General features: G+C 62.0%; 22 protein-coding genes, 1 other RNA gene and 1 riboswitch. Of the genes, 13 read left to right on the top strand and 10 right to left on the bottom strand.

All coding sequences use genetic code 11. The features are described 5' to 3' along the window. The first annotated feature begins 72 nt into the window (after window positions 1-72). From ABIE35_RS11375 to ABIE35_RS21190, 5 genes are all read left to right on the top strand, one after another. Window positions 73-3,870 carry a multifunctional oxoglutarate decarboxylase/oxoglutarate dehydrogenase thiamine pyrophosphate-binding subunit/dihydrolipoyllysine-residue succinyltransferase subunit gene (locus ABIE35_RS11375; protein ID WP_089595569.1) on the top strand — a complete coding sequence of 1,266 codons (3,798 nt, stop codon included), beginning with the start codon at window positions 73-75 and terminating at the stop codon, window positions 3,868-3,870. A 139-nt stretch (window positions 3,871-4,009) separates the two neighbouring features. Next, complete coding sequence (locus tag ABIE35_RS11380) at window positions 4,010-4,609, top strand: GDSL-type esterase/lipase family protein (RefSeq protein ID WP_207593932.1); 600 nt, start codon at window positions 4,010-4,012, stop codon at window positions 4,607-4,609. 105 nt (window positions 4,610-4,714) lie between these two features. Then, window positions 4,715-5,563: a DUF4097 family beta strand repeat-containing protein gene (locus ABIE35_RS11385; protein WP_354514970.1), complete on the top strand. Its 849-nt coding sequence runs from the start codon at window positions 4,715-4,717 to the stop codon at window positions 5,561-5,563. Then, complete coding sequence (locus ABIE35_RS11390) at window positions 5,563-6,177, top strand: PadR family transcriptional regulator (protein ID WP_354514972.1); 615 nt, start codon at window positions 5,563-5,565, stop codon at window positions 6,175-6,177. The genes ABIE35_RS11385 and ABIE35_RS11390 overlap by 1 nt, the downstream gene beginning before the upstream one ends. 113 nt (window positions 6,178-6,290) lie before the next feature. Further along, the gene (locus ABIE35_RS21190) at window positions 6,291-6,365 is read left to right on the top strand and encodes a 50S ribosomal protein bL37 (RefSeq protein WP_369299106.1); all 75 of its coding nucleotides are present in this window, start codon (window positions 6,291-6,293) and stop codon (window positions 6,363-6,365) included. Window positions 6,366-6,453: 88 nt separating this feature from the next. On the opposite strand, the gene rsrA is transcribed toward ABIE35_RS21190, so the two are convergent. Beyond that, window positions 6,454-6,714, bottom strand: coding sequence for a mycothiol system anti-sigma-R factor (gene rsrA / locus ABIE35_RS11395; RefSeq protein ID WP_089595572.1), 261 nt, complete (start codon window positions 6,712-6,714; stop codon window positions 6,454-6,456). After that, the gene (locus ABIE35_RS11400) at window positions 6,711-7,505 is read right to left on the bottom strand and encodes a sigma-70 family RNA polymerase sigma factor (protein ID WP_354514974.1); all 795 of its coding nucleotides are present in this window, start codon (window positions 7,503-7,505) and stop codon (window positions 6,711-6,713) included. Before ABIE35_RS11400 ends, rsrA begins: the two co-directional genes overlap by 4 nt. A 181-nt stretch (window positions 7,506-7,686) precedes the next feature. Here ABIE35_RS11400 and ABIE35_RS11405 point away from each other — a divergent pair, with 181 nt between their 5' ends. The 7 genes from ABIE35_RS11405 to ABIE35_RS11435 all read left to right on the top strand — a co-directional run bounded on the left by ABIE35_RS11405 (window position 7,687) and on the right by ABIE35_RS11435 (window position 14,926). After that, on the top strand, window positions 7,687-8,202 hold the full coding sequence (locus ABIE35_RS11405) for a DoxX family membrane protein (RefSeq protein WP_089595573.1): 516 nt from the start codon (window positions 7,687-7,689) through the stop codon (window positions 8,200-8,202). A 6-nt stretch (window positions 8,203-8,208) separates the two neighbouring features. Then, on the top strand, window positions 8,209-9,579 hold the full coding sequence (gene aroA / locus ABIE35_RS11410) for a 3-phosphoshikimate 1-carboxyvinyltransferase (RefSeq protein WP_354514976.1): 1,371 nt from the start codon (window positions 8,209-8,211) through the stop codon (window positions 9,577-9,579). 2 nt (window positions 9,580-9,581) lie between these two features. Then, window positions 9,582-10,697, top strand: coding sequence for a ribosome small subunit-dependent GTPase A (gene rsgA, locus ABIE35_RS11415; protein WP_354514978.1), 1,116 nt, complete (start codon window positions 9,582-9,584; stop codon window positions 10,695-10,697). A 54-nt stretch (window positions 10,698-10,751) separates the two neighbouring features. After that, the gene (gene hisN / locus ABIE35_RS11420; protein ID WP_207593938.1) at window positions 10,752-11,564 is read left to right on the top strand and encodes a histidinol-phosphatase; all 813 of its coding nucleotides are present in this window, start codon (window positions 10,752-10,754) and stop codon (window positions 11,562-11,564) included. A gap of 185 nt (window positions 11,565-11,749) precedes the next feature. After that, window positions 11,750-11,863, top strand: a riboswitch (SAM riboswitch). A gap of 32 nt (window positions 11,864-11,895) precedes the next feature. Continuing rightward, window positions 11,896-13,305, top strand: a complete 1,410-nt coding sequence (locus ABIE35_RS11425) for an aminotransferase class V-fold PLP-dependent enzyme (RefSeq protein WP_354514980.1) — start codon at window positions 11,896-11,898, stop codon at window positions 13,303-13,305. A 73-nt stretch (window positions 13,306-13,378) separates the two neighbouring features. After that, complete coding sequence (locus ABIE35_RS11430; protein WP_354515221.1) at window positions 13,379-14,203, top strand: class I SAM-dependent methyltransferase; 825 nt, start codon at window positions 13,379-13,381, stop codon at window positions 14,201-14,203. Between the two features lie 9 nt (window positions 14,204-14,212). Next, window positions 14,213-14,926: a metal-dependent transcriptional regulator gene (locus tag ABIE35_RS11435; RefSeq protein WP_354514982.1), complete on the top strand. Its 714-nt coding sequence runs from the start codon at window positions 14,213-14,215 to the stop codon at window positions 14,924-14,926. Between the two features lie 18 nt (window positions 14,927-14,944). Here ABIE35_RS11435 and ABIE35_RS11440 read toward each other — a convergent pair whose 3' ends face one another. Further along, window positions 14,945-16,399, bottom strand: a complete 1,455-nt coding sequence (locus ABIE35_RS11440) for a DHA2 family efflux MFS transporter permease subunit (protein ID WP_354514984.1) — start codon at window positions 16,397-16,399, stop codon at window positions 14,945-14,947. 76 nt (window positions 16,400-16,475) lie between these two features. Between ABIE35_RS11440 and ABIE35_RS11445 the strand changes: the two genes are divergently transcribed. Then, on the top strand, window positions 16,476-16,805 hold the full coding sequence (locus ABIE35_RS11445; RefSeq protein WP_051420657.1) for a hypothetical protein: 330 nt from the start codon (window positions 16,476-16,478) through the stop codon (window positions 16,803-16,805). A gap of 7 nt (window positions 16,806-16,812) precedes the next feature. Here the strand turns inward: ABIE35_RS11445 and ABIE35_RS11450 are convergent, their stop codons facing one another. The 7 genes from ABIE35_RS11450 to prfB all read right to left on the bottom strand — a co-directional run bounded on the left by ABIE35_RS11450 (window position 16,813) and on the right by prfB (window position 23,451). Next, the gene (locus ABIE35_RS11450) at window positions 16,813-17,793 is read right to left on the bottom strand and encodes a S1C family serine protease (protein WP_354514986.1); all 981 of its coding nucleotides are present in this window, start codon (window positions 17,791-17,793) and stop codon (window positions 16,813-16,815) included. A 173-nt stretch (window positions 17,794-17,966) separates the two neighbouring features. Continuing rightward, window positions 17,967-18,335: a transfer-messenger RNA gene (gene ssrA / locus ABIE35_RS11455) on the bottom strand. Window positions 18,336-18,447: 112 nt separating this feature from the next. Further along, the gene (smpB, locus tag ABIE35_RS11460; protein ID WP_017198498.1) at window positions 18,448-18,918 is read right to left on the bottom strand and encodes an SsrA-binding protein SmpB; all 471 of its coding nucleotides are present in this window, start codon (window positions 18,916-18,918) and stop codon (window positions 18,448-18,450) included. A gap of 77 nt (window positions 18,919-18,995) precedes the next feature. Next, window positions 18,996-20,411, bottom strand: a complete 1,416-nt coding sequence (locus ABIE35_RS11465) for a M23 family metallopeptidase (RefSeq protein ID WP_089595581.1) — start codon at window positions 20,409-20,411, stop codon at window positions 18,996-18,998. A gap of 55 nt (window positions 20,412-20,466) precedes the next feature. Then, window positions 20,467-21,381, bottom strand: a complete 915-nt coding sequence (gene ftsX / locus ABIE35_RS11470) for a permease-like cell division protein FtsX (protein WP_207593944.1) — start codon at window positions 21,379-21,381, stop codon at window positions 20,467-20,469. Further along, window positions 21,378-22,142, bottom strand: a complete 765-nt coding sequence (ftsE, locus tag ABIE35_RS11475; protein ID WP_017198501.1) for a cell division ATP-binding protein FtsE — start codon at window positions 22,140-22,142, stop codon at window positions 21,378-21,380. The genes ftsX and ftsE overlap by 4 nt, the downstream gene beginning before the upstream one ends. A gap of 190 nt (window positions 22,143-22,332) precedes the next feature. Then, window positions 22,333-23,451, bottom strand: a complete 1,119-nt coding sequence (prfB, locus tag ABIE35_RS11480) for a peptide chain release factor 2 (protein WP_354514990.1) — start codon at window positions 23,449-23,451, stop codon at window positions 22,333-22,335. Window positions 23,452-23,520 lie beyond the last annotated feature (69 nt).

Below are 23,520 nucleotides of genomic sequence, written 5' to 3' on the forward strand. Positions count from 1 at the left end.
CCTGTCCCATCGTTGCGGAAAAGCAACTTTGGCCAGCGGGAAAACAACACTCATGGAAGAGGCGTATTTCAAGTGCCAGAGCAGCCCAGCCACCGTCTACCAGAGGAATTTGGCGGAAACGAGTGGCTCGTTGACGAACTGTACGAGCGGTACCAACAGGACAAGAATTCGGTCGACACCAAGTGGTGGCCGCTCTTCGAATCCTTTGCTTCTGCTGACGGCACTTCTTCCAACGGAACCTCCGCAGCTCCTTCAGCTGCCAATCCACCCACCCAAGTACTTCCCGTGGTAGCTCCGGCTGCAGCGGCTCCGGCACCGGCGCCGGCCGCTCCTGCCGCTGCCGCGGAACCGGCTGCACCGGCGGCACCCGCCCCGGCGAAGAAAGCACCGGCCACCGTTGCCCGGGACGGAGCAAAGAAGCCCGCAGCCGGAACCACGGCACAGCCCATTCCTGCCCAGCTGCCCAAGAGCACCAAGGCGCCCACGGCACCTGAGGAAGATGTAGTTTCAGTCCTCCGGGGTCCGGCCAAGGCCATCGCCACCAACATGGTGACAAGCCTTGAAGTACCTACCGCCACGAGTGTCCGCGCAGTTCCCGCCAAGCTGCTCATCGACAACCGGGTGGTCATCAACTCCAACCTTGCCCGTGCCCGCGGTGGCAAGGTCTCCTTTACGCACCTCATCGGATACGCCGTTGTCCGTGCGTTGTCCCAGTTCCCATCGATGAACGTCTACTACGACGAAATCGATGGCAAGCCCAGTGCTGTGCAGCCCGCACACGTCAACTTCGGCATCGCCATTGACATGCCCAAGCCCGATGGCACCCGCCTCCTGATGGTTCCCAACATCAAGAAGGCCGAGACCATGGACTTCGCTGAGTTCTGGCACACCTATGAGGACCTGATCAAGCGCGCCCGTAACGGCAAGCTGACGGCAGATGACCACGCCGGCACCACGGTCTCCCTGACCAACCCCGGTGGCATCGGTACCGTGCACTCCGTGCCTCGCCTCTCCAAGGGCCAGGCCGCCATCATCGGCGTCGGTGCCCTTGACTACCCCGCGGAGTTCCAGGGCGCCAGCGAGAAGATCATCGCCCAGAACGCCATCAGCAAGATCCTCACGCTGACGTCCACCTATGACCACCGTGTCATCCAGGGCGCCGGCAGCGGCGAGTTCCTCAAGCTTGTCCACCAGCTCCTGCTTGGTGCGCAGAACTTCTATGACGAAATCTTTGAAGCCCTGCGTATTCCCTACGAACCCGTCCGCTGGAGCCCGGACCTCCAGGTGGATCCTGCCGACGAGATCAACAAGGTTGCCCGCATCCAGCAGCTGATCCACTCCTACCGCGTCCGCGGTCACCTGATGGCGGACACCGATCCCCTGGAGTACGTCCAGCGCAAGCACCCGGACCTTGACGTCCTCACCTACGGCCTCACCCTGTGGGACCTGGACCGCGAATGGCCCACTGGCGGGTTCGGCGGCAAGCCGCAGCTGAAGTTCCGCGACATCCTCGGGGTCCTTCGTGACGCGTACTGCCGCACTACGGGCATCGAGTACATGCACATCCAGGAACCTGCAGAACGCAAATGGTTCCAGGACCAGCTGGAGCACCCCTACTCCAAGCCGAGCCGTGAAGAGCAGCTGCGCATCGTTTCCAAGCTCAACGCAGCAGAAGCTTTCGAAACGTTCCTGCAGACCAAGTTCGTTGGTCAGAAGCGCTTCTCCCTGGAGGGAGGCGAATCGCTGATTCCGTTGCTCGACGCCGTGATCTCGGACGCTGCCGACGACGGTCTGGACGAAGTTGCCATCGGCATGGCCCACCGCGGCCGCCTCAACGTGCTGACCAATATCGCCGGCAAGACCTACGCGCAGGTCTTCCGCGAATTCGAAGGCACCCAGGACCCACGCTCCGTGCAGGGCTCCGGTGACGTCAAGTACCACCTCGGTACGGAAGGCACCTTCACCTCGGACAACGGCAAACAGACCAAGGTCTACCTCGCCGCCAACCCGTCCCACCTCGAAGCTGTGGACTCCGTGCTTGAGGGCATCGTCCGTGCCAAGCAGGACAGGCTGGATCAGGGCGAGTCCTTCCCGGTCCTGCCCATCATGGTCCACGGTGACGCCGCGTTCGCCGGCCAGGGTGTTGTGGCTGAAACCCTCAACCTCTCGCAGCTGCGCGGCTACCGCACCGGCGGTACCATCCACGTGATCGTCAACAACCAGGTTGGCTTCACCACGGCGCCGTCGTCATCGCGCTCGTCCACGTACTCCACGGACGTCGCCAAGATGATCCAGGCACCGGTGTTCCACGTGAACGGCGACGACCCCGAGGCCGTGGTGCGTGTTGCACAACTCGCCTACGAGTTCCGGCAGCGTTTCCACAAGGACGTTGTCATCGACATGGTCTGCTACCGCCGTCGCGGCCACAACGAGGGCGACGACCCCTCAATGACGCAGCCGCTCATGTACAACCTGATCGAAGCCAAGCGCTCCGTCCGCAAGCTGTACACCGAGTCGCTCATCGGCCGTGGAGATATCACCGAGGAAGAAGCAGAGCAGTTGCTCCGCGACTACCAGGAGCGCCTCGAGCGCGTCTTCGCTGAGACGCACGCAGCGCAGACCTCGCCGATCCCGATCATCACGGCGGATTCCGCAGCTGTCTCGGACATCGAGCGTCCCATCGCGCAGCAGGCCGACTTCGGGACCAACTCCCCGGCATCCACTGCCATTTCCGCTGAGACGCTTGCCCGCATCGGCAAGGCGCACCTGGAAATTCCGGATGGCTTCACGGTCCACTCCAAGCTGAAGCAACTCCTGGAGAAGCGTGAGCAGATGTCCCGTGAAGGCGGTATTGACTGGGGCTTCGGCGAGATCGCAGCCTTTGGCTCGCTGATTATGGAGGGCGTGCCGGTCCGGTTGGCCGGACAGGATTCCCGCCGCGGCACGTTCGTGCAGCGTCACGCCGTATTCCACGACCGCGCCAACGGCAACGAGTGGCTGCCGCTGGGCAACCTTTCCGATGACCAGGCCAAGCTGTGGATCTATGACTCCCTGCTCTCCGAATACGCAGCCATGGGCTTCGAATACGGCTACTCGGTGGAGCGCCCGGATGCCTTGGTCCTGTGGGAAGCGCAGTTCGGTGACTTCGTCAACGGCGCCCAGACCATCATTGACGAGTTCATTTCCTCGGCGGAACAAAAGTGGGGCCAGCGCTCCTCGCTGGTGCTCATGCTTCCGCACGGATATGAAGGCCAGGGACCGGACCACTCCTCTGCACGCATTGAGCGTTTCCTCCAGATGTGCGCCGAGGACAACATGATCGTGGCCAACCCCACCACCGCTGCCTCGCACTTCCACCTGTTGCGCCGCCAGGCCTACAGCCGTCCGCGCAAGCCGTTGATCATCTTCACGCCGAAGCAGCTGCTCCGCCTCAAGGGCGCCGCATCCGCCGTCGAAGACTTCACTACGGGTGGCTTCCGGCCGGTTATTGCCGATCCCGAGGTTCAGCCTGCCAACGTGGACCGCGTCATCCTGGTCTCGGGCCGGTTGTACTACGACCTCCTGTCCAACCGACAGAAGTCCGGCGATACCTCCACTGCCATCATCCGCGTTGAGCAGCTTTACCCCCTGCCCAAGGCTGAGATTGACGCAGAGTTGGCCAAGTACCCGAACGCTGACATTGTTTGGGCGCAGGACGAACCTGCCAACCAGGGTCCGTGGCCGTTCATGGGCCTGAACCTGGCACCGGAGCTTGACCGCAAGCTCCGTTTGGTGTCGCGTCCGGCATCTGCCTCCACGGCTGCCGGTTCCATGAAGCGCCACGCCGCTGAGCAGGATGCCCTGATCAAGCAGGCGTTCGAACGCAAGTAAAGCGAAACTGCCCGGTCTGAGGAGTGAATGCGCCCCTCAGGCCGGGCAGTTCTGTTTAATGGGACAGGTATCCGGTTCCATTACCGGCCGATGATCCGGCAAACCGTGCAAGGACCGTAACGAGTGTGAAGAGGTAACCGTGGAAGACAGGAAGCTGCGTATCGCAGCTGTAGGAGATGAACTGCTCGCGGGCCTGGGGGATCCCCGCGCCTTGGGTTGGCTCGGACGAGTCCTGGCCCGAACGCCCCAGGACGCCGTCGTAGTGGAGAGTTTCCCGCTCCCCTGCCCCATGGAAGGCACGGAGGGCTTGGCCGCCCGGTGGCAGGACGAAGCAGGACGGCGCTTCAGCGACACCCACGAGAACCGCCTGGTCATCGGGCTTTCCGGACGCGACCTGGAGTTCGGCCTGTCTACGGCCCGCAGCCGCCTGAACCTGGCCAACATCCTGGACGGAGCCTCACACAGCAGCGTGGAGGTTTTTGTGGTGGGGCCCCCGCCCACGCTGGACCCAGCACGGAACAAGCGACTCGCAGAACTCAACACAGCCTTTGCCGATGTCACCACACGGCGCAACCACCACTACGTCGACACCTTCTCGCCCTTGCTCAATCATGAGCAGTGGAGGACGGACCTCGCAGCCAATGGTGGAACCCCGGGCCAGGCCGGCTACGGATTGATCGCGTGGCTGGTCCTGCACCGTGGTTGGTTCCAGTGGCTTAACATCGCCCAGCCGGAGTAGCTGCCCAGGAGCGACGACTCCGCATGCTTTTGGACCATTGCCTTCCGGATTTTCGCGATATATCGTGTTTTACATCAACGCGATATATCGCAACCTGGAGGGATCATGTCTGAGGAACTCTGGACCGTCACCGGTCCACAAACAATTGATGTGGACGATGTCCGCTCTCTCAAGCTGGGAATCGTCAAGGGCCGCTTCGACGTCATGACCCACGACCAGCCTTCTGTCCGCATTGAAATCAGCGAAATCACCGGCGACCCCCTCACGGTGACGCTCGTAGACGGCCGCTTGGAAGTGCGCCACCAGCTGCAAGGGCCGCAAGGGTGGTTCCGCAACCTGATGGGCACCGTCAACAACACCAGTACCAACTCAGTGGTTGTCGGGATCGCGCTTCCGCCCGGTGTGGATGTCGAGGCGGGAACGGTCAGCGGCGACGGCCTGGTGTCCGGGATCAGCGGCCGGACGCGCCTGAACACCGTCTCGGGCTCTGTCATGGCAGATGGAACCAGCGGCGAGCTGCACGTGAACACCGTCAGCGGCGAGGTCATCGTCAGGAACCACGACGGCGTCCTGACCGCCAAGAGCGTCTCAGGCGAAGTGACCGCGTCGGGCAAGTTCAAGAACGTCCGGGCCAGCACCGTCAGCGGCGACCTCAGTTTCGATCTTCAGGACTATACCAACGACCTCGGGGCGAATTCCGTCTCCGGCGACCTGACCATCAGGCTTCCCCACGACGTCGGCCTGGACATTGTGGCCAAGTCAGCCAGCGGAACCGTAGTGATCGATGACCAGATGTATGCCCATCCCGGCAGCAACGTGCACACGATTGTAGGCCCGGACGAAAAGCTCATGCTGGTGCGCACCAACACGGTCTCCGGCAAGACCTACATCATGCACGGGTCAGCGCCGGCAACGGACAACAACCGCCAGGTCCCCGGGGAAGCGGGCCTCTGATGCCTCCCGTCTTTGCCCACGGAGCCCTGCGCCTGTACCTGCTGGCGTTACTCGAAGCAGGCCCCAAGCATGGCTATGAACTGATCAAGGCTTTGGGCGACCGGTTTGGCGGGACATACTCCCCCAGCGCAGGAACCATCTATCCGCGCCTGGGCAAGCTGGAGGAAGAGGGCTTGGTAGCCACCGAAACCGAGGGCCGCCGCACCAAGTACTTCATCACCGACGCAGGCCTCGCCGAACTTAATGGCCGCAGGGACGAATTGGCTGACGTAGAAAACACCATTTCTGCCTCCGTCAGGCGGCTAGCCGACAACTTGCGCGAAGATATCCGCACCAATATGCGGGGCCTGCGGGCGGACCTCGCCGCCACTGCTGAAGCGGCCCGTACCACGGCAACCTCAGCACCTTTCCGGAGCCGGTCCGGCGGCTACACACCTGAGGGGCAACGCCTGGTGAAGGAAGCCGAGCTGATGGTCCAGTCATTCAGGGATGATATCCGGGTGGAGTTGCGCCTGCACGGTGCCTCACAACCGCTGACGCCACTGGCGCTGGAAACAGTGCGTACGGTACTGGACCAGGCGCGCATCTCGATCAGGAATTCGCTGCGGAATTGACGTGGAGTTGGCTTCTGCCGGCGCAACGCCGTTCCCGGTTCGCGACCCGGCACCCGGATGTGCGAAACTGGAGGGCAGCTCTATTGAGTATCAATCATTGAAGGAGGCCAGCTATGAGCAAGCGTGCACGTAAGCGTCGTGACCGTAAGCGCGGCGGCGCGAACCACGGCAAGCGTCCCAACACCTAAGCCAGCGGCTTAGTGTCACAGGCTTAAGAGCGAGGGCCCCGGAAACCATGAGGTTTCCGGGGCCCTTGGCGTTTATGCAGGGCTGGGATCAGGCTTCTACCGGCTTGATGGAGTGAATCCTGTCCAGAATCGAGTTCTTAAGGTTCTCCGGTGCCGACTCGGTGCATGACCGCTTGACCATGGTACGGATGAGGCACTCGAGGTCATACTGTTCCGAGCACTCCTCGCAGGTGTCCAGGTGCTGCTTGATCTCGCTGAGGTCCTCGCGGGTCAACGCGCCGTCGAGGTACTCGTAGATCCGCTGCATTCGCGTATCGTCGCAATCGCCCAATCCCTGGCAGTCGCTCATTTCTCTTTCTCCTGATTGTTGCTTCCGGCCGCGGCCTGGTCTTCGATGTGGGCCCTGAAGCCCCGTTCGGTGGCGTAGTCCGCCAGCATGTCCCGCAGCATCTTCCTGCCGCGGTGCAACCGTGACATGACCGTGCCGATGGGAGTGTTCATGATTTCAGATATCTGCTTGTACGCGTAGCCCTCGACGTCCGCGAAGTAGACAGCCAGCCGGAATTCCTCCGGGATGGATTGCAATGCGTTTTTGACGTCGGAGTCCGGCAAGTGGTCCAGCGCCTCAGTTTCCGCGGACCTCAACCCCGCAGAAGTGTGCGACTCTGCCTTCGCCAACTGCCAGTCCTCGATTGTGTCCGAGTTGGACTGCAGCGGCTCACGCTGCCGCTTCCGGTAGAGGTTGATATAGGTGTTGGTCAGGATGCGGTACAGCCACGCTTTGAGGTTGGTTCCCGGCTTGTACTGGTGGAAAGCCGAAAACGCCTTGGTGTAGGCCTCCTGAACGAGGTCCTCTGCATCCGAAGGGTTTCGCGCCATCCTCATGGCTGCCGAATACAGCTGGTCCACATATTGCATGGCGTCGCGCTCGAACCGCGCACGCCGCTGCTCGGGGGTCTCCGAAGCGACGTCTACGTCGGGTGCGGCCGCTGCGTCTTCCGCGCCGGCCGCCTGGTACATGGCCGCTGCGGCCGGTTCCGTGGTGCTCATCGTTGCCAAGTCTACTGTCAGCTGCGGGGAATCCGGCTGTGTGCCGTACCCGCGCTCCGGTAGAACCACACGGTCCTTAACCAAAGTCAAGAAATCAACTCCGTTCACCAAGGCGGCAACACCTTGCCGCGGTCCGGTCTCCACCGCACCACTAGTTCACAACGGCCGCCGCTGGGTAAATATTCCGCAAAGGTGCAAGACTAGAGCAGACTGCACCCCTTGAACACAACACCCATTGACATAGTGTGGCAAGCCATCCAGGAGGCAAGACATGTCTGTTATCCGTTTTCTCGCGCGGCCTATGCTCGCGTCCAGCTTCGTCGTCGCAGGTCTTGACAAGCTCAGGAACGCAGACGATACCGCCAAGCAGCTCTCGCCCGTCCTTCGACGGGCCTCGGAGTCCCTGCCATTCAAAGCCGATGAGAAGACCCTCGCGCGCGTCATTGGAGGCGCGCAGTTGGGAGCCGGCGCATTGCTCGGGCTTGGGAAGCTCACCCGTTTCGCCGCAACGGTGCTGGCTGTGACATCTGCGTTGAACTCCTACGTCGAATGGCGTTCAGCGGACATCAGCACCAAGGAAGGGCGGAGCGCACGCAAGGCCCAGTTGCTGAAGAACATTTCCCTGACAGGCGGGGTCCTTCTCGCCTCGGTCGATACCGAGGGACGGCCGAGCATTGCCTGGCGCGCGGAGCACTTGGCTGCCGACGCCAAAAAGGTGACGGGCAAGCAAATCAAGCGGGCAGACAAAGCAGTACGCAAGGCCGTAGACAACGCAGTTGGAGCATAAGGAAGCATGACGGGTACCACCGCCGCAAACACCGGATCAACCAAAGCCGCTGCGCTGCCTCTCTGGCCGGCGCCCTACGCCAAAGGGCCCGTGGACGCCACGGTGACGGTACCTGGTTCAAAGTCGCTGACCAACCGGTTCCTGGTGTTGGCGGCTTTGTCGGATGGTCCCTCACGGCTGCGGGCTCCGCTGCATTCCCGTGATTCGGCACTCATGATCCAGGCTTTGCGGCAGTTGGGTGCCACGGTCACGGAAGTTCCTGGCGATGGCGACTTCGGCCCTGACCTGGAGATCACCCCGATGGATCCCGCTGCCCCAAGCGCCGAAACAGCCATTGACTGCGGCCTCGCCGGCACCGTCATGCGGTTCGTGCCTCCGCTGGCCGCCTTGCGCAAGGGAACTACCGTCTTCGACGGCGACCCGCACGCCCGCAACAGGCCCATGGGCACCATCATCGAGGCATTGACCGCCCTCGGCGTCCCCGTGGCAGCCGAAGGCGGCAGGACGCCGTCGGCCCTTCCCTTCACAGTGGACGGCACCGGCGAAGTCCGGGGCGGCCACTTGGTGATCGATGCCAGTGCGTCATCGCAGTTTGTGTCCGCCCTGCTGCTGGTCGGCGCCCGTTTCACCGAAGGTCTCCATCTGGAGCACGTCGGAAAGCCTGTGCCCAGCCTGGACCACATCACCATGACCGTGGAGGTCCTCCGCAGCGTGGGCGTCAACGTGGACGACTCCGTACCCAACCACTGGCGGGTCGCCCCCGGGCCCATCCACGCCTTCGACCAAAGGATCGAGCAGGACCTTTCCAATGCCGGCCCCTTCCTGGCCGCAGCCCTGGCAACACGGGGCACAGTACGGGTCACCAATTGGCCGGCCGGCACCACCCAGGTTGGCGATATGTGGCGAAGCATCCTGGCCACCATGGGAGCCAGCGTCACCATGGAAGACGGAACCCTCTCTGTGACCGGAGGACCGGTCATCAAGGGTGCCGACTTCGACGAAACCAGCGAACTCGCACCCACCGTTGCCGCCTTGTGCGCCCTGGCTGCAGGCCCCTCGCGACTAACGGGGATTGCCCATCTTCGGGGCCATGAAACGGACCGGCTCGCGGCACTCGTTGCTGAAATCAACTCCCTGGGCGGTGACGCCGAAGAGACCGCCGATGGCCTCATCATCCGCCCCGCGGCACTGCACGCCGGAGTGGTCCACAGCTACGCCGACCACCGCATGGCCACTGCCGGCGCCATCCTGGGCCTCGCCGTGGAAGGCGTCCAAGTGGAAGACATCGCCACCACGTCCAAGACCATGCCGGAGTTCCCGGAAATGTGGGCCCGAATGGTGGGGACCATCTCCAGCACGGATGGGGCAAACAACTGACCATGGGCCGCGATGCACGCTCCTGGGACGAATCCGACGTCCGGATCCGACCCAACAAAAAAGGGTCCAGGCCACGGACCAAGGACAGGCCCAGCCATGACGACGCCGTTATCGGCCGGATCATCACCGTTGACCGCGGACGCTACAGGGCGATCGTGGACGAGGATTCCGCGAACGCACGCGTCGTCATCGCTGCGCGCGCCCGCGAATTGCGGCGTAACCCGGTAGTACCCGGGGACTTCGTCGCTTTGGTGGGGGACGTCTCCGGCTCGCCGGACACGCTGGCGCGGCTGGTCCGGGTGGAAGAACGACGAACCCTCCTGCGACGCAGCGCGGACGACACCGACCCCATCGAACGCGTGGTGGTGGCCAACGCCCATCAGTTGGTCATTGTTGTTGCAGCCGCCAACCCTGAACCGCGCACCGGATTCATCGACCGCGCCTTGGTTGCAGCCTACGACGCCGGCATTGAGCCGTTGCTGCTCATCACCAAGGCGGACGTCAAGGATCCGGCGGAATTGCTTGCCAACTACCTCAGCCTGGACTTTCCCGTGATCATCAGCCGCACAGCGGACTCCGAAGCAGGCGGCATCGACGCCCGCTCAGATGATGGCTTGTCCGCACGGTTGGACCGGGACGCCGTAGCCCAGTTGCGCTCCCACCTCGGCGGCAAAGTCACCGTGATGCTCGGCCACTCGGGCGTGGGCAAGTCCACCATGGTCAATGCGCTGACAGGTGCAGAGAGGGCCACCGGCGGCGTAAACGCTGTGACAGGCCGTGGCCGGCATACGTCCTCCTCCGCTTTAGCCCTGAAACTCGCCGACGCCCCCGCCGGCAGCTGGATCATCGATACACCGGGCATCCGTTCCTTCGGCCTCGCCCATGTGGACCCGGACCGGATTCTGCACTCCTTCCCGGATCTTGAACCTGGAACTGAAGCCTGTGAGCGGGGCTGCAAGCACGATGCCACGGCCGTCAACTGCGGACTTGATCCGTGGGTAAACGATGGCCATGCAGGACCCTCAGGAGTAGCGCGGTTGGCCTCGTTGCGCCGGTTGCTCGGTGCCGACCCCCGGATGGAAGCAAAAGAGACCAAGGAACTGGGAACCGTCAACTGATCGTTGCGGCTTCGCGTCCCCGCTGCAGCGAACGTTTCAGGATAGTTTGGTGGCATGACCCATCCCGTTTCCACCTACAACGATGACCTGCGCCTCGCCCACGTCCTCGCTGATTCAGTCGATGCCCAGACCATGGACCGCTTCAAAGCTCTGGACCTGAAGATCGAAACCAAGCCGGACCTCACACCTGTCACCGACGCCGACAAAGCAGCGGAGGAAGCGATCCGGGGTCAGCTCTCCCGGTCCCGCCCCCGGGATGCTGTCCTCGGCGAAGAGTTTGGCAGCAGCGGACACGGATCACGCCGTTGGATCATTGATCCCATCGATGGGACCAAGAACTTTGTCCGGGGCGTACCGGTCTGGGCAACATTGATCGCGCTGGTTGATGAGGGTGAACCTGTGGTTGGCGTCGTCAGCGCACCCGCCTTGGGAAAACGCTGGTGGGCTGCCAAGGACATGGGCGCTTACATGGGCCGGTCACTTGCCGCGGCCACCCGTTTGAAGGTCTCCAACGTTTCCCGCTTGTCCGATGCTTCCTTGTCCTACTCAAGCCTGTCCGGTTGGAAGGACCGCGGGAACCTGGACGAGTTCCTGGGGCTCACAGAGGATGTATGGCGAACCCGGGCCTACGGCGATTTTTGGTCATACTGCCTGGTGGCCGAGGGCGCAGTGGACATCGCGTGCGAGCCCGAGCTGAACCTGTACGACATGGCAGCTCTCGTCCCGATCGTAACGGAGGCCGGTGGCCGCTTCACTTCCCTGGAAGGTGACGACGGTCCGTTCGGCGGTAACGCGCTGGCCACCAACTCCATCCTTCACTCGGAAGTCCTCAAACGGCTCAACCCAGGCCTGGACGACCTGCTCTAGCGCAGGTGTCCCTCGGGGCTCGCAAGCTGCTTTCCAGCGAATATTCGACGGCGAAGGCCTCCTTTTGGAGGCATCCGCCGTTTTTTCTTCGCCAAACCGGCGATTTACAACCCGACGTAACAAAGCGCTTAACAAAGCGAAGTGGCTTTGGAGGGTCCGCTGGGGGTGCCCTAACCTTTTTTACAGGTCACGAGTGCCAGCGCTAAACCCCGGTTTGCTGGCCGGCAACCCTCCATTCGCGGCGGGGTGCCCCGGGTGACGACCCGGCCGGTCCGGAACGGATGCGGCAAGCGCGGATCCCCTTATGGGGATCCCTCTTGAGTGAGGTCCCATGAGCACAGTCACGTTCGACTCGAACACCATTCCTTCTTTCGCCGGTGACATCCCGTCACAGGCAGCTGCGGCAGCACGACCACTCGCCGCCGTCACTGGCGCTGAGCTGCAGGCACCGCTGATCCAGGGCGGCCACGTCCGCTACGCCAACCTCGACTACGGCGCATCGGCTCCGGCCCTGACCGTCGTCTCCGCGTACCTCAACGAAGTCCTGCCCTATTACGCCAGCGTGCACCGCGGCGCGGGCTTTGCGTCCCAGATCAGCACGTCGGTCTACGAGAATTCGCGCAATATTGTCCGTGAGTTCGTCGGTGGGCGTCCTGACGATTCCGTGATCTTCACGCGAAACACCACAGACTCCCTGAATCTCCTGGCTGGCTGCCTACCGCAGATTGACGGCCGTTTCTCCGGGGAAGTCCTTTATCTGGACATTGAACACCACGCCAACCTTCTTCCTTGGCAGGGTGTCCCGCACCGCAGCGTCGTGGCGGCCTCCACGTTGGCCGCCACGGTGGAAAAGCTCCGCGACGAATTGGCCCAAGGCGGAATCAGCCTGCTCGCTGTTACTGGTGCTTCCAACGTCACAGGTGAAATCCTGCCGATCGCCGAACTCGCTGCACTGGCGCACGAATACGGTGCCAGGATCGTTGTGGATGCCGCCCAATTGGCACCCCACCGCCGGATCAACATCACGGAGGCCGACGTTGACTACGTGGTGTTCTCCGGTCACAAGCTGTATGCCCCCTTCGGCGCAGGCGTCGTCGTGGGCCGCCCGGACTGGCTCGACGCTGGGATCCCCCACCTGGCTGGAGGCGGCGCCGTCCGTGAAGCCCGCCTGGACTCGGTGAGCTGGGCAACGGGCCCTGCCCGCCACGAAGGAGGGTCCCCCAACGTCCTGGGTGCCGCAACCCTCGCCCGCGCCACTCAGGTCCTCGCCGGGCTGGACCAGGAGGCATGGCACGCCCACGAAGCAGCCATCCGCACGTACCTGGTGGAGGGTTTGGAGGCTATCGACGGCGTGACTGTGCACCAGATTTTCACTGACTCCGACGACACCATTGGTGTGGTCAACTTCTCAGTGGAAGGATTCGACGCCGGTTTGGTGGCCGCTTATCTGGCCGCTGAGCACGGAGTTGGCCTCCGGGATGGACGCTTCTGCGCCCACCCTCTGCTCAAGCGACTCGGACTTCCCTCAGGCTCCTTGCGTGCCAGCTTTGGCGTCGGCTCCCGGTTGGAGGACGCCACGAGGCTGCTCGCAGGCATCGAGGGACTTAAGCGCAACGGGTTGGGTTGGGACTACGTGGTGGACGAGGGCCGCTGGGTACCTGCCAACGACCACCGAACCTACCCGGAATGGGCTCCCAACACACCCGGCACTGCAGGCGCTGCACCCTGCACTGTTGACTAAGCGCGCTTTACCGCGGCTGCGGTAAATTCGTAGGGTATCTTTTGGCGACCCTGTGAAGGAGTTTTTGGTGGCATTGCCTTCTCCGGCCGCCTCCAGCGGACAGCCTGGCGTTCCCGGACCTGCCGGACCACGTGGTCCCAAGCTCCACGCTGACCGTCGGCACGAGTTCGGCCGGAGTTTCCAGGACGGTGGCGAGCACTACGATCGCGTGCGGCCCGGTTATCCCTTGGACTCCGTGGAGTGGATTGTTCCCCCGGGGGCCACGACTGCTGCGGATCTCGGAGCGGGGACTGGCAAGTTCACGGCCCTCCTCGTGGGGCGCGGACTGGACGTTGCCGCCGTCGATCCTTCAACTGACATGCTGGAGCAACTGCGCAAGTCCCACCCGCACGTCATCGCGCGGGAGGGAACGGCTGAAGCAACTGGACTGACGGACTCAGCATTCGACGTCGTCAGTGTTGCCCAGGCCTGGCATTGGTGCGATCCATTGGCCGCGAGCACCGAGATAGCCCGTATCCTGCGGCCGAACGGAACTCTGGGACTGGTCTGGAACCAGTTGGATACGGACGTGCCCTGGGTTCATCGGCTCTCGCGCATCATGCATGCCGGAGACGTCCACAAGCCAGGGTTCCGACCACTTATCGGCCCGGAATTTTCCGGCTTGGAAAGTCGCTTCACCCGATGGTCGGATGCCTTGACGCCCGAAGACATCATGGAGCTGACCAAGTCGCGGAGCTACTATCTCCGCGCCAACGACGCCACCAGGGCGAAAGTCATGGGCAACCTGGAGTGGTACCTCTACGAGCACCTCGGGCACGCACCGGGAGACACCATTCCACTGCCCTACGTGACGCAGACCTGGCGGGCGTTCAAGATGCGCGAGGCGGGGCCACGGTAGGCTTGGGGTGTGAAGACCAGTACGCCCTCCTCCTCGATTGAGGACTACGTCAAGGTCATCTACTCGTACACAGAGTGGCAAGACAAGCCGATAACGTCCTCCCAGCTTGCCCAGCGCCTGGGTGTGGCCAATTCCTCCGTGTCTGAAATGGTCCGCAAGCTCAAGGACCAGGGACTGGTGGACCACCAACCCTACAGCGCCATTCGCCTGACCCCGGCGGGTATGCGCCTGGCACTGGCCATGGTGCGCCGGCATCGTCTCATCGAGACCTATCTGGTGGAAGAACTCGGGTACAGCTGGGATGAAGTCCACGATGAAGCCGAGATGCTGGAGCATGCGGTGTCAGACACCTTTATTGAGCGAATGTCCGACAAACTTGGTCACCCCGTCAGGGACCCGCACGGCGATCCGATTCCTTCGGCGGATGGCTCCGTTGAACTGCCGCACGCCTACCGCATGATCGAACTGGACCAAGGACACTCCGGCCGTATCACCAGGATCAGCGACGAGAACCCCGATCTCCTCAGATACCTGGCAGCGGAAGAGATCACCCTCGACGCCCCGGTTGAAGTGGTCGGACGCAAACCGTTCGGCGGAGCTCTAGTGGTGCGGATTGGAAGCGGCGCCACAGGTCGCGAGTTCGATCTCGCCGACGAAGTCACGTCCGCACTCTGGGTTCAGAGCTCTGAAACCCACGAAGGCTGCGTCCTTCCCGCCCGCTGACCCAACCCCGGCGAGAGTTCAGCCGGGATGCCCGGCCGCCCCGCCGTCGTCGGACGCTGCATCCGGTTGGCTGTCAGCGGCGACTGCCGCCTCCTTGGACGGATTTCTTATCCCGACGGCGGAAGCTACTGCCCCGGTAAGGAACAGAGCCGCTGTAACCAACAGGGCGTTGTACAAGCCTTCGCGGCTGAAGACCGGCCCCACGATCAGCCCCGCAAAGGCAATGGTGATCAGGCCGGCGATGCGGGCTACGGCGTTGTTCACCGCCGAACCAATCCCCGCCTCCTCCGGCGGGACAGCACCAAGAATGGCGGCCGTCAGGGGCGCTACAAGGGTAGCCAGTCCCAGTCCAAAAACAATCTGGCCCGGCAGAACCTGTGTCCAATAATTCAACGGCTCCTGGACCGACAACGACATCAGGAAGCCCACCCCACACAGCAGCGGACCCACGGTCATGAACCATCGGGGCCCGTACTTCCCTGCCAACCCACCAAAATACGAGGCACACAGCATGAGGATGACGGTGCCGGGCAGCAGGGCGATGCCCGCCGTGGTGGCCGCCATTCCCCCAACTTGCTGAAGGTAGATTCCCAAAACAAAGAACCCCAAGGAAATTCCACCGTAGATGGCCAGCGTTGCCAGGTTGCCCCACCCAAAGTTGCGGATCGCGAAGAGCCTGAGTGGCAGCATGGGCTCGTCAGTCCTGGCTTCATGGATCAGGAAAAGCACCATGGCTGCGACGCCGGCCACCAGTGGCAGCCACACCTGCACGCTCCCCCAGCCCATGCGGCCCTGTTCGATGAACGCAAACACGGGACCACCGAGGCCCACCATGGCCAGGACGGCTCCGAGGTAGTCGATGCGTTTGCTCTTGTCCCTCGCGGCATCGGATGCCCGAAGGCCTGCCAGCATCGGCCAAATGGCAACGGCGGGAATGACATTGATGAAGAAAATAACACGCCAGGAGAGCAGGTCCACCGCCATACCGCCAATCACCGGACCCACGATGGCAGCAGCGCTGGTCCAGCCGGACCACTGGCCAATTGCTTTGGATTGGGCCGGACCGGAGAACGAGGTAATAATCATGGCCAGCGAACTGGGGACCAGGAGGGCCCCGGCAATACCCTGCAGTGCCCGCGAGACCACCAGAACTTCGCCGGACCACGCCAGCCCACACAAGACCGAGGTCACTGCGAAACCCGCCAGGCCCCACTCCAGGATTCGCGCCCTACCGAAATGGTCAGACAACGAGCCGGCCACCAGGATCAGCGCACCCAAGGTCAGCAGGTACGCGTCTACCACCCATTGTTGGATGACCAGGCCGCCACCGAGTTCCCTCCCGATGGCAGGCAGTGCGAGATTGACCACAAAACCATCGAGGATTGCGATGAACGACGCCACGATAGCGACCACCAGCACGCGTTTCTGTAGCGGCGTACTCGGCAGAAGCGCGGCAGTGTCAGTCATGAGCACAGCCTACGCCCGTGAAGTCCCGTATCGTTGAGTGGTGATCAGCAGACGTGATGCCGCATTGGCCCTTGATATTTCGATGGAGATGGCACAGCGCCACGGTATTCCGTCCAGGCTTTCCGAAGCCGAACTCCGCGACATGCAAGACAATCCTCCGGCTTGGTTGGTGCAGTCGCGCGCCAACCGTACCGGCAAACGCCCCGTCTGGGTCCATCTGACCTGTGCTGTGTGCGGCTATTCCGAAGCCATTCGGCCCAAGAAGTGGTGGCCGGACTTTTCCTTCGTCTATTGCGGCACCCACCGGAACAGTGACCTTCCCAAGCTCTTCCTCGGGGAAGTACGCAGCGAATACGAGGGGGTCGGCAGCCGCTTCGTGGGCGTCGTCGATGTTCCGGAGAGCAAGGCCTAGCCTCCGTTCACGGCTGGACCATCTCTGAGGGCACCGCAAGAATCTGCACTGGTCTCCCCTCCCTCAGCACGGTCAAGGGGAAGGGTTGGCCAATGGCTTCTTCGAACAGTAACTTCTGCAGGCTCTCGGCACTGGACACTGCCCGTCCTTGGGCGCGGAGCACGATGTCCCCGGGCTGAAGCCCGGAAAGCTCCGCTGGAGACAGGGGAATCACCTCTACCACCCGCAGGCCTTCCTTCTGCCCCGTACGTACAACGGCACTGGCCTCCAAGGGGATTGGTGTGCTCACCAAGCCCAAATACGCACGGTGCACCCGGCCATCCTTCAGCAGGGACGCGATAATGCGCTGGGTGGTGGTGTTGATGGGTACTGCCAAACCCAGACCCAATCCTGCTACCGCGGTGTTGATGCCCACGATGCGTCCGCGGGTATCGGCCAACGCTCCGCCGGAATTCCCGGGATTCAAGGCAGCGTCCGTTTGGATAACGTCCTCGATGACCCGCTGGTGTTCGCCCGCCCTGACGGGTATGGACCTGCCCAACCCACTGACGACGCCCGCAGTCACCGAGCCGGACAGACCAAGAGGGTTTCCCACGGCGATCACCAACTGGCCCACCTTCAGGGTTTCGGCATTGCCCAGCACCGCCGGGGGCGGCGTGGACTTCACGCCACGGACTACGGCGAGATCGGATAAAGGATCCGCGCCCACCAACTCCACGTCTGTCTGCTTCCCGTCGGCGAACACAACCCGGCCGGACCGGATACCAGCCACGACGTGGGCGTTCGTCAGCATGTATCCATCGCCGGTGAAGACCACGGCCGAGCCACTGCCCCTGCGGATCTGGCCTCTCCGGCCGGTGCTGGTCATCTCGATGGCGGCCACATGGGGTGTTACAGATTCCGCAACCCTGACTACGATCTTCGAGTACGCATCAAGGACCTGCTCGTCGTCGGGGTCTTGCAGTTCGAGGTCCGGCTCGGTGCTCATCACATGCCTCCTGCTACCGCTACGCCGTGGTTAGGCGCTTATCCAGTTCAACCGACAGTCCTTGGCTGGTAGTCCTGCGGACAGTACGCCGTGGGTGAACGTGGGAGTGTCCTGCCTTGCTGTGGTCGGACATGGAAAAACCCCCGGATCACAGGGATCCGGGGGCTTTCCGTGGGTGGAGATGGGGGGAATTGAACCCCCGTCCGATGTCGTTTTGTCAGGGCTTCTCCGGGCGCAGTTCGCGTCGGATTTTCTCGGCCCCAGCCATCCTGCGAACAGGTGGCTGATCCGGGCCCAGTCATCTTAGAGTCCCGTTTACCTCAATGACGAAGGCAAACAGCAGTGGCTATCTAAATGACGCCAGGAACCGGGGCGATAGCAACCCCGGGCTGACGGACTGTCTTACTGCTTAGGCAGCGAGAGCGAAGTCAGTGCGCTTAGATTCGGCACTTATTGGTTTGCAGACAGCGTTTACGAGATAATTCTGCATCCTCGGCCCGCTTCACCTGTCGCGACTAACATCGTCGAAACCGATCATCCCCGTATTTTGTTACCAAACCCGACTGGAACATCGACCTCGTCGAATTCCCTTCGGACTACTCATCATAACGCATGCATCCGGTGGAACATTCCACGGTCCTGGTGGGCGTGCTGCTACCGGCGGTTGCGCTCCCGCAACTCACGCAGCGATTCACGCTTGTCCTGCTGCTCACGCAGCGTTTGGCGCTTGTCGTAATCCTTCTTGCCTCGGGCAATGGCGATTTCCACCTTGGCGCGGCCATCCAGGAAGTACAACTGGAGCGGCACCACGGTGAAGCCGGACTCGCGGATCTTCTGCGAGATTTTGTCCAGTTCATCGCGATGAAGCAAGAGCTTACGACGCCGGCGCGCGGCGTGGTTGGTCCAGCTCCCTTGGTGATACTCAGGGATATGGATACCTTCCATCCACAACTCGTCGTTGTAGAAGGTGCAGAAGCCGTCCACCATGGAGGCATGGCCTTCACGAAGGGACTTCACTTCTGTTCCCATGAGGGCGATGCCGGCCTCATAGGTGTCCAGGACATGGTAGTTATGCCGGGCCTTCCGATTGGTGGCCACTACCTTACGGCCACTTTCCTTGGGCACGGTAGAACTCCTTGTTAGATGCGGATTTCAACTAGTGTACGCCAGTGCCGGGGGCCTCCCGAGCACTGCCCCACACGCTAGAGGAGGTTCATGGGATCCACAGCGGAACCGTTCAACCACGTTTCGAAGTGCGCATGGCAACCGGTCGAGTTACCGGTGCTTCCCGAGTAGGCGATCAGTTGGCCGGCAGAAACGCGTTGGCCGTTCGACACCACAATGCTGCTGTTGTGGTAGTAGATGGTGGTCAGCGAATTGCCCTGGACTACGCCATGGGACAGCTTCACACGCCATCCACCGCCGTCGGCTGAGTTCCATCCTGAGTTGAAGACCTCCCCTGCAGCCGCCGCGTAGACCGGAGTGCCACATGCCGCGCCAAAGTCGATGCCGGTGTGCATGTAGCCACCCGTACCGTAGAAGTCGATGGTCCCCGGGGGTGTTGCGCGCCAGCCGAATCCGGAGGTGATGGGAACATAACTGGCAAAGGGGTGACGCAGTCCGAAGGCGGACGGCGATCCTGCTGCCGGTGGAACGTACGGCTGCTCTGGTGGGGCCGGACGGCCTTGGGCCGCTGCTGCGGCTGCGGCCGCTGCGGCAGCCTCTTCAGCAAGACGACGCTGCTCCGCTTCCCAGGCTTCCCTGAGTTTCCGGTCGCGCTCTACGATTTCAGCGGCCACGGTGTTCTGCTCAGCCTTGACGCGGGCCAGATTGGCTTCGATACCCGGTTTGGCAGCCTGAAGCTGCCCATTCAGGCGCGTGGTGTCTTCAATGAGCTTGTCGACTTCGGCTTTCTTGTTCGCAGCCTCGTCCCTTGCCGATTTCTCCCGGTCAAGCGCAGCGTCTGCTTTTGCTTTGAGATCTTGGATCTCTTCTTCGACGGCTACCAGCCGTGCCTGGGAATTCACGTTCGTGGCGTTCTGCTGGGTCAGCTTGGTCATGGCGGCGTTCTGGCTGCGCATGGCCTGGTCGGCCAAGTCCATGGACTCGGTCAGGTTGCCGGACTCACTGGACCCGAACAGAAGGGCGATGTTGGTGGGAACACCACCGGACTTGTAAGCCTGGGAGGCGATCTGACCGATCAGTTTCTTGGTATCAGTGATCTTCTGTTTATCACTTTCCAACTGCTCGGTGATCTTGGCCTTGTTTTGCTGGGCGAGTTCAACCCTGGCCGCCAGAGCTTCAACTTCCTTGACCGCACTCGCCACCCGGCCCTGCGCCTCAAGCAGCGCCTGCTGGGCTCCGGGAAGGCGGCCCTGGTAGATCACCAGGTCGCCGGCAGCCTTGGCGATGTTGGCATCGACAAACTCCAGGGATGCCTGAACCCTGGCGGCTTCAGCTTCAAGTGCGGCCTGCTGGTCTTCAAGGTTGTCGGCCTGGGCAGCGGGCGCGCCCGACAGGAGGCTGACAGCCAGACCCACAGCAAGCACGGCACCCATGATCCGAGCATTGCCCGACGCAAAGCGCCGGCGCAGGGAGATCGGGTCCAACGCGGTCATCAGGAGTCCTTTTCGGTTGTCAGCATGAAGGGTGATCGGGCTTGGGCGGTCATCGCTAGACCTTCAAATACTTGCGGAGGGTCAAAAGCGAGGATATCCCAGCCAAACCCGCACCCAAGGCAATCAGCACGGGCGCGATCACCAGCACCTGGGTGGAGGAAATAAAGGGGGTGTTGAGGAACTGTGTTGACAGCTCACCATTAAGCCAGAAGTGCGCCATCAACCAGAGCGTGACCGAGGCTAGGACTGCCCCCACAACGGCAGCGATAACACCCTCCAGGATGAACGGGAGTTGGATGACTGTTTTGGATGCTCCAACGAGCCGCATGATCCCGGTTTCCCGGCGTCGGCTAAAGGCAGAGAGCCGGATGGTGGTGGTAATGAGAAGCACTGCGCAGAAGATCATGACCACGGCTACGCCCATCGCAGCAACCGACGCACCGTTCATCCAGGAGAAGATGCGCTCCAAAACCTGCCGCTGGTCGCTGACCGTCTCGACTCCCGGCTGGGAGGAGAACGTCTCGCTGATGATCTGGTACTTTTCCGGGTTCTTCATGTTGATCCGGAAGGAAGCCGGCAGCTGGTCCTCGGACACCGAATCCACAATCGGTGAATTGGAGAACTGTTCCTTAAAGTGCGTGTAGGCCTCAGCCTGGGATTCGAACTGGAAATCGTTGATGTACTGCTTGACCGCCGGCGACTCAAGCATGGCCTGCAGGTTTTCCTGCTGCTCTTGGGTGGCCGGACCCGAAGCGCAGCCCACCGCCGTCGAACCGTCGTTGCAAAGGAAGACCGCCACCTGGACTTTGTCGTACCAGTAGCCCTTCATCTGGTTGATCTGCATCTGCAGCATGCCGGCCGCACCGACGAATGTCAGGGAAACGAACGTTACCAGGACCACTGAAATGACCATGGAAAGGTTCCGGCGCAAGCCACTGCCGATTTCCCCCAGGATGAACAGGAGCCTCACAGCTGCGCCCCCTGTGCACGGTTGAGTTCCTCGCCGCTGGCATCCCGCAGGCGGCGCGATTCGCCAACCACCGGAATCATCGAGGTGTAGAGCGCCTTGGCTTCGTCTCGAATGACCTTGCCGTTCTTGAGCTCCACCACCCGGCGGCGCATTTCATTGACGATGTCGTCGTCGTGGGTTGCCATGACTACTGTGGTGCCGTTCTGGTTGATCTTGTCCAGGACTCCCATGATTCCCATCGAGGTGATGGGGTCCAGGTTGCCGGTCGGTTCGTCAGCCAGCAGGATGCCGGGACGGTTTACGACGGCGCGGGCGATGGCCACACGTTGCTGCTCGCCACCTGAAAGTTCGTGGGGCATGCGCCGCTCCTTGCCCTCCAGCCCTACAGTCTTCAGGACCTCAGGAACGGTTTCGCGGATAATTGAACGGCTCTTGCCAATCACCTGCATCGCGAAGGCAACGTTGGCGAAGACATTCTTCTGCGGGAGCAGGCGGAAGTCCTGGAACACCACGCCGATGCCGCGACGAAGCTTGGGTACACGCCAGCTCGAAATGTTTGCAACGTTCTGCCCGGCAACATACACAGACCCGGACGAGGCTTTGTCTTCCTTCAGGATCAAGCGAAGAAAAGTGGACTTGCCTGAGCCCGAAGCACCTACGAGGAAGGTGAATTCGCCGCGGTTGATCTCAAGGCTGACAGAGTCGAGCGCCGGTCGGGCATTCTGCTCGTAGACCTTGGTGACATTCTCAAATCTGATCATGGCCCTTTAGAACCCCGCCGGACATGACATAGTCGCCCAGTCCAACAGCCGGAGCGCGGGCTTTCGATGGGGGAAGTGAGAGCACCGGCCACTCGACTATACGCACGGGCAGCCCGGATTTACCGGGCTTTGGAGGGTGTGTCGCGGAATCCAGAGCGTTGGCGCGAACCGGACTCCGCCCTTCTCCGTCCTAACTGGCTGCCGCGTTGCGGTTGCCAGTACGCCAACGGATGCCGGCGTCAATGAAGTCATCGATGTCGCCGTCCAGGACTGCTGAGGTGTTGCCTACTTCATGTTCCGTTCGCAGATCTTTGACCATCTGGTATGGGTTGAGGACGTAGGAGCGCATCTGGTCACCCCAGGACGCCTTGACGTCTCCGGCCAAGGCCTTCTTTTCCGCGTCCTCCTGTTCCTTCTTGACCAGCAGCAATCGGGACTGAAGCACCCGCATGGCAGCGGCACGGTTCTGAAGCTGTGACTTTTCGTTCTGCATCGAGACCACAATGCCCGTGGGAATGTGAGTCAGCCGCACTGCCGAGTCGGTGGTGTTGACCGATTGGCCGCCCGGCCCCGAGGAACGGAAGACGTCAACGCGGATTTCGTTATCCGGAATTTCGATGGAGTCTGTCTGTTCGATCAATGGAATAACTTCAACTGCCGCAAAGGACGTCTGTCGGCGGCCTTGGTTGTCGAAAGGACTGATGCGGACCAACCGGTGTGTTCCAGCTTCGACGCTCAACGTGCCGAACGCGTACGGCGCCTTGACCTCGAACGTGGCGGATTTCAGTCCTGCCTCCTCGGCATAGGACGTATCCATCACGGTGGTCGGGTACCCGTGGCGTTCTGCCCAGCGCAGGTACATCCGCATCAGCATCTCGGCGAAATCTGCCGCGTCAACTCCACCGGCACCCGCACGGATGGTAACCACGGCTTCGCGTTCGTCGTACTCGCCTGCCAACAGCGTGGTGATTTCAAGTTCCGCCAGGGCCTTGCGAATGGACGACAACTCCTTCGCAGCTTCAGCCATGGAATCTTCGTCGCCCTCGTCCTGGCCGAGTTCCACCAGGACTTCAAGGTCGTCGATCCGGGAGTCCAACTTGGAAAGTCGCTCAACTTCCGACTGCCGGTGTGACAACCGCGAGGTGATCACCTGGGCAGAGGCCGGGTCATCCCAAAGGTCCGGGGCTCCGGCCTGCTCGCTCAGTTCAGCGATCTCAGCCTTAAGTGCTTCAACATCGGTAACGTTCTCGATGGAGCTGTAAGTTGCGCGAAGTGCGCGGATTTCTGCGGGAAAATCTATCTCAGCCATGGTCATCCCAGCGTACGCTATCCGTCACGCTTCCCCGACGGCTCCGTTCTTTCCTGCCAGACCATGGCC

This window comes from Paenarthrobacter sp. 4246, assembly GCF_040546855.1.
GTDB lineage: Bacteria > Actinomycetota > Actinomycetes > Actinomycetales > Micrococcaceae > Arthrobacter.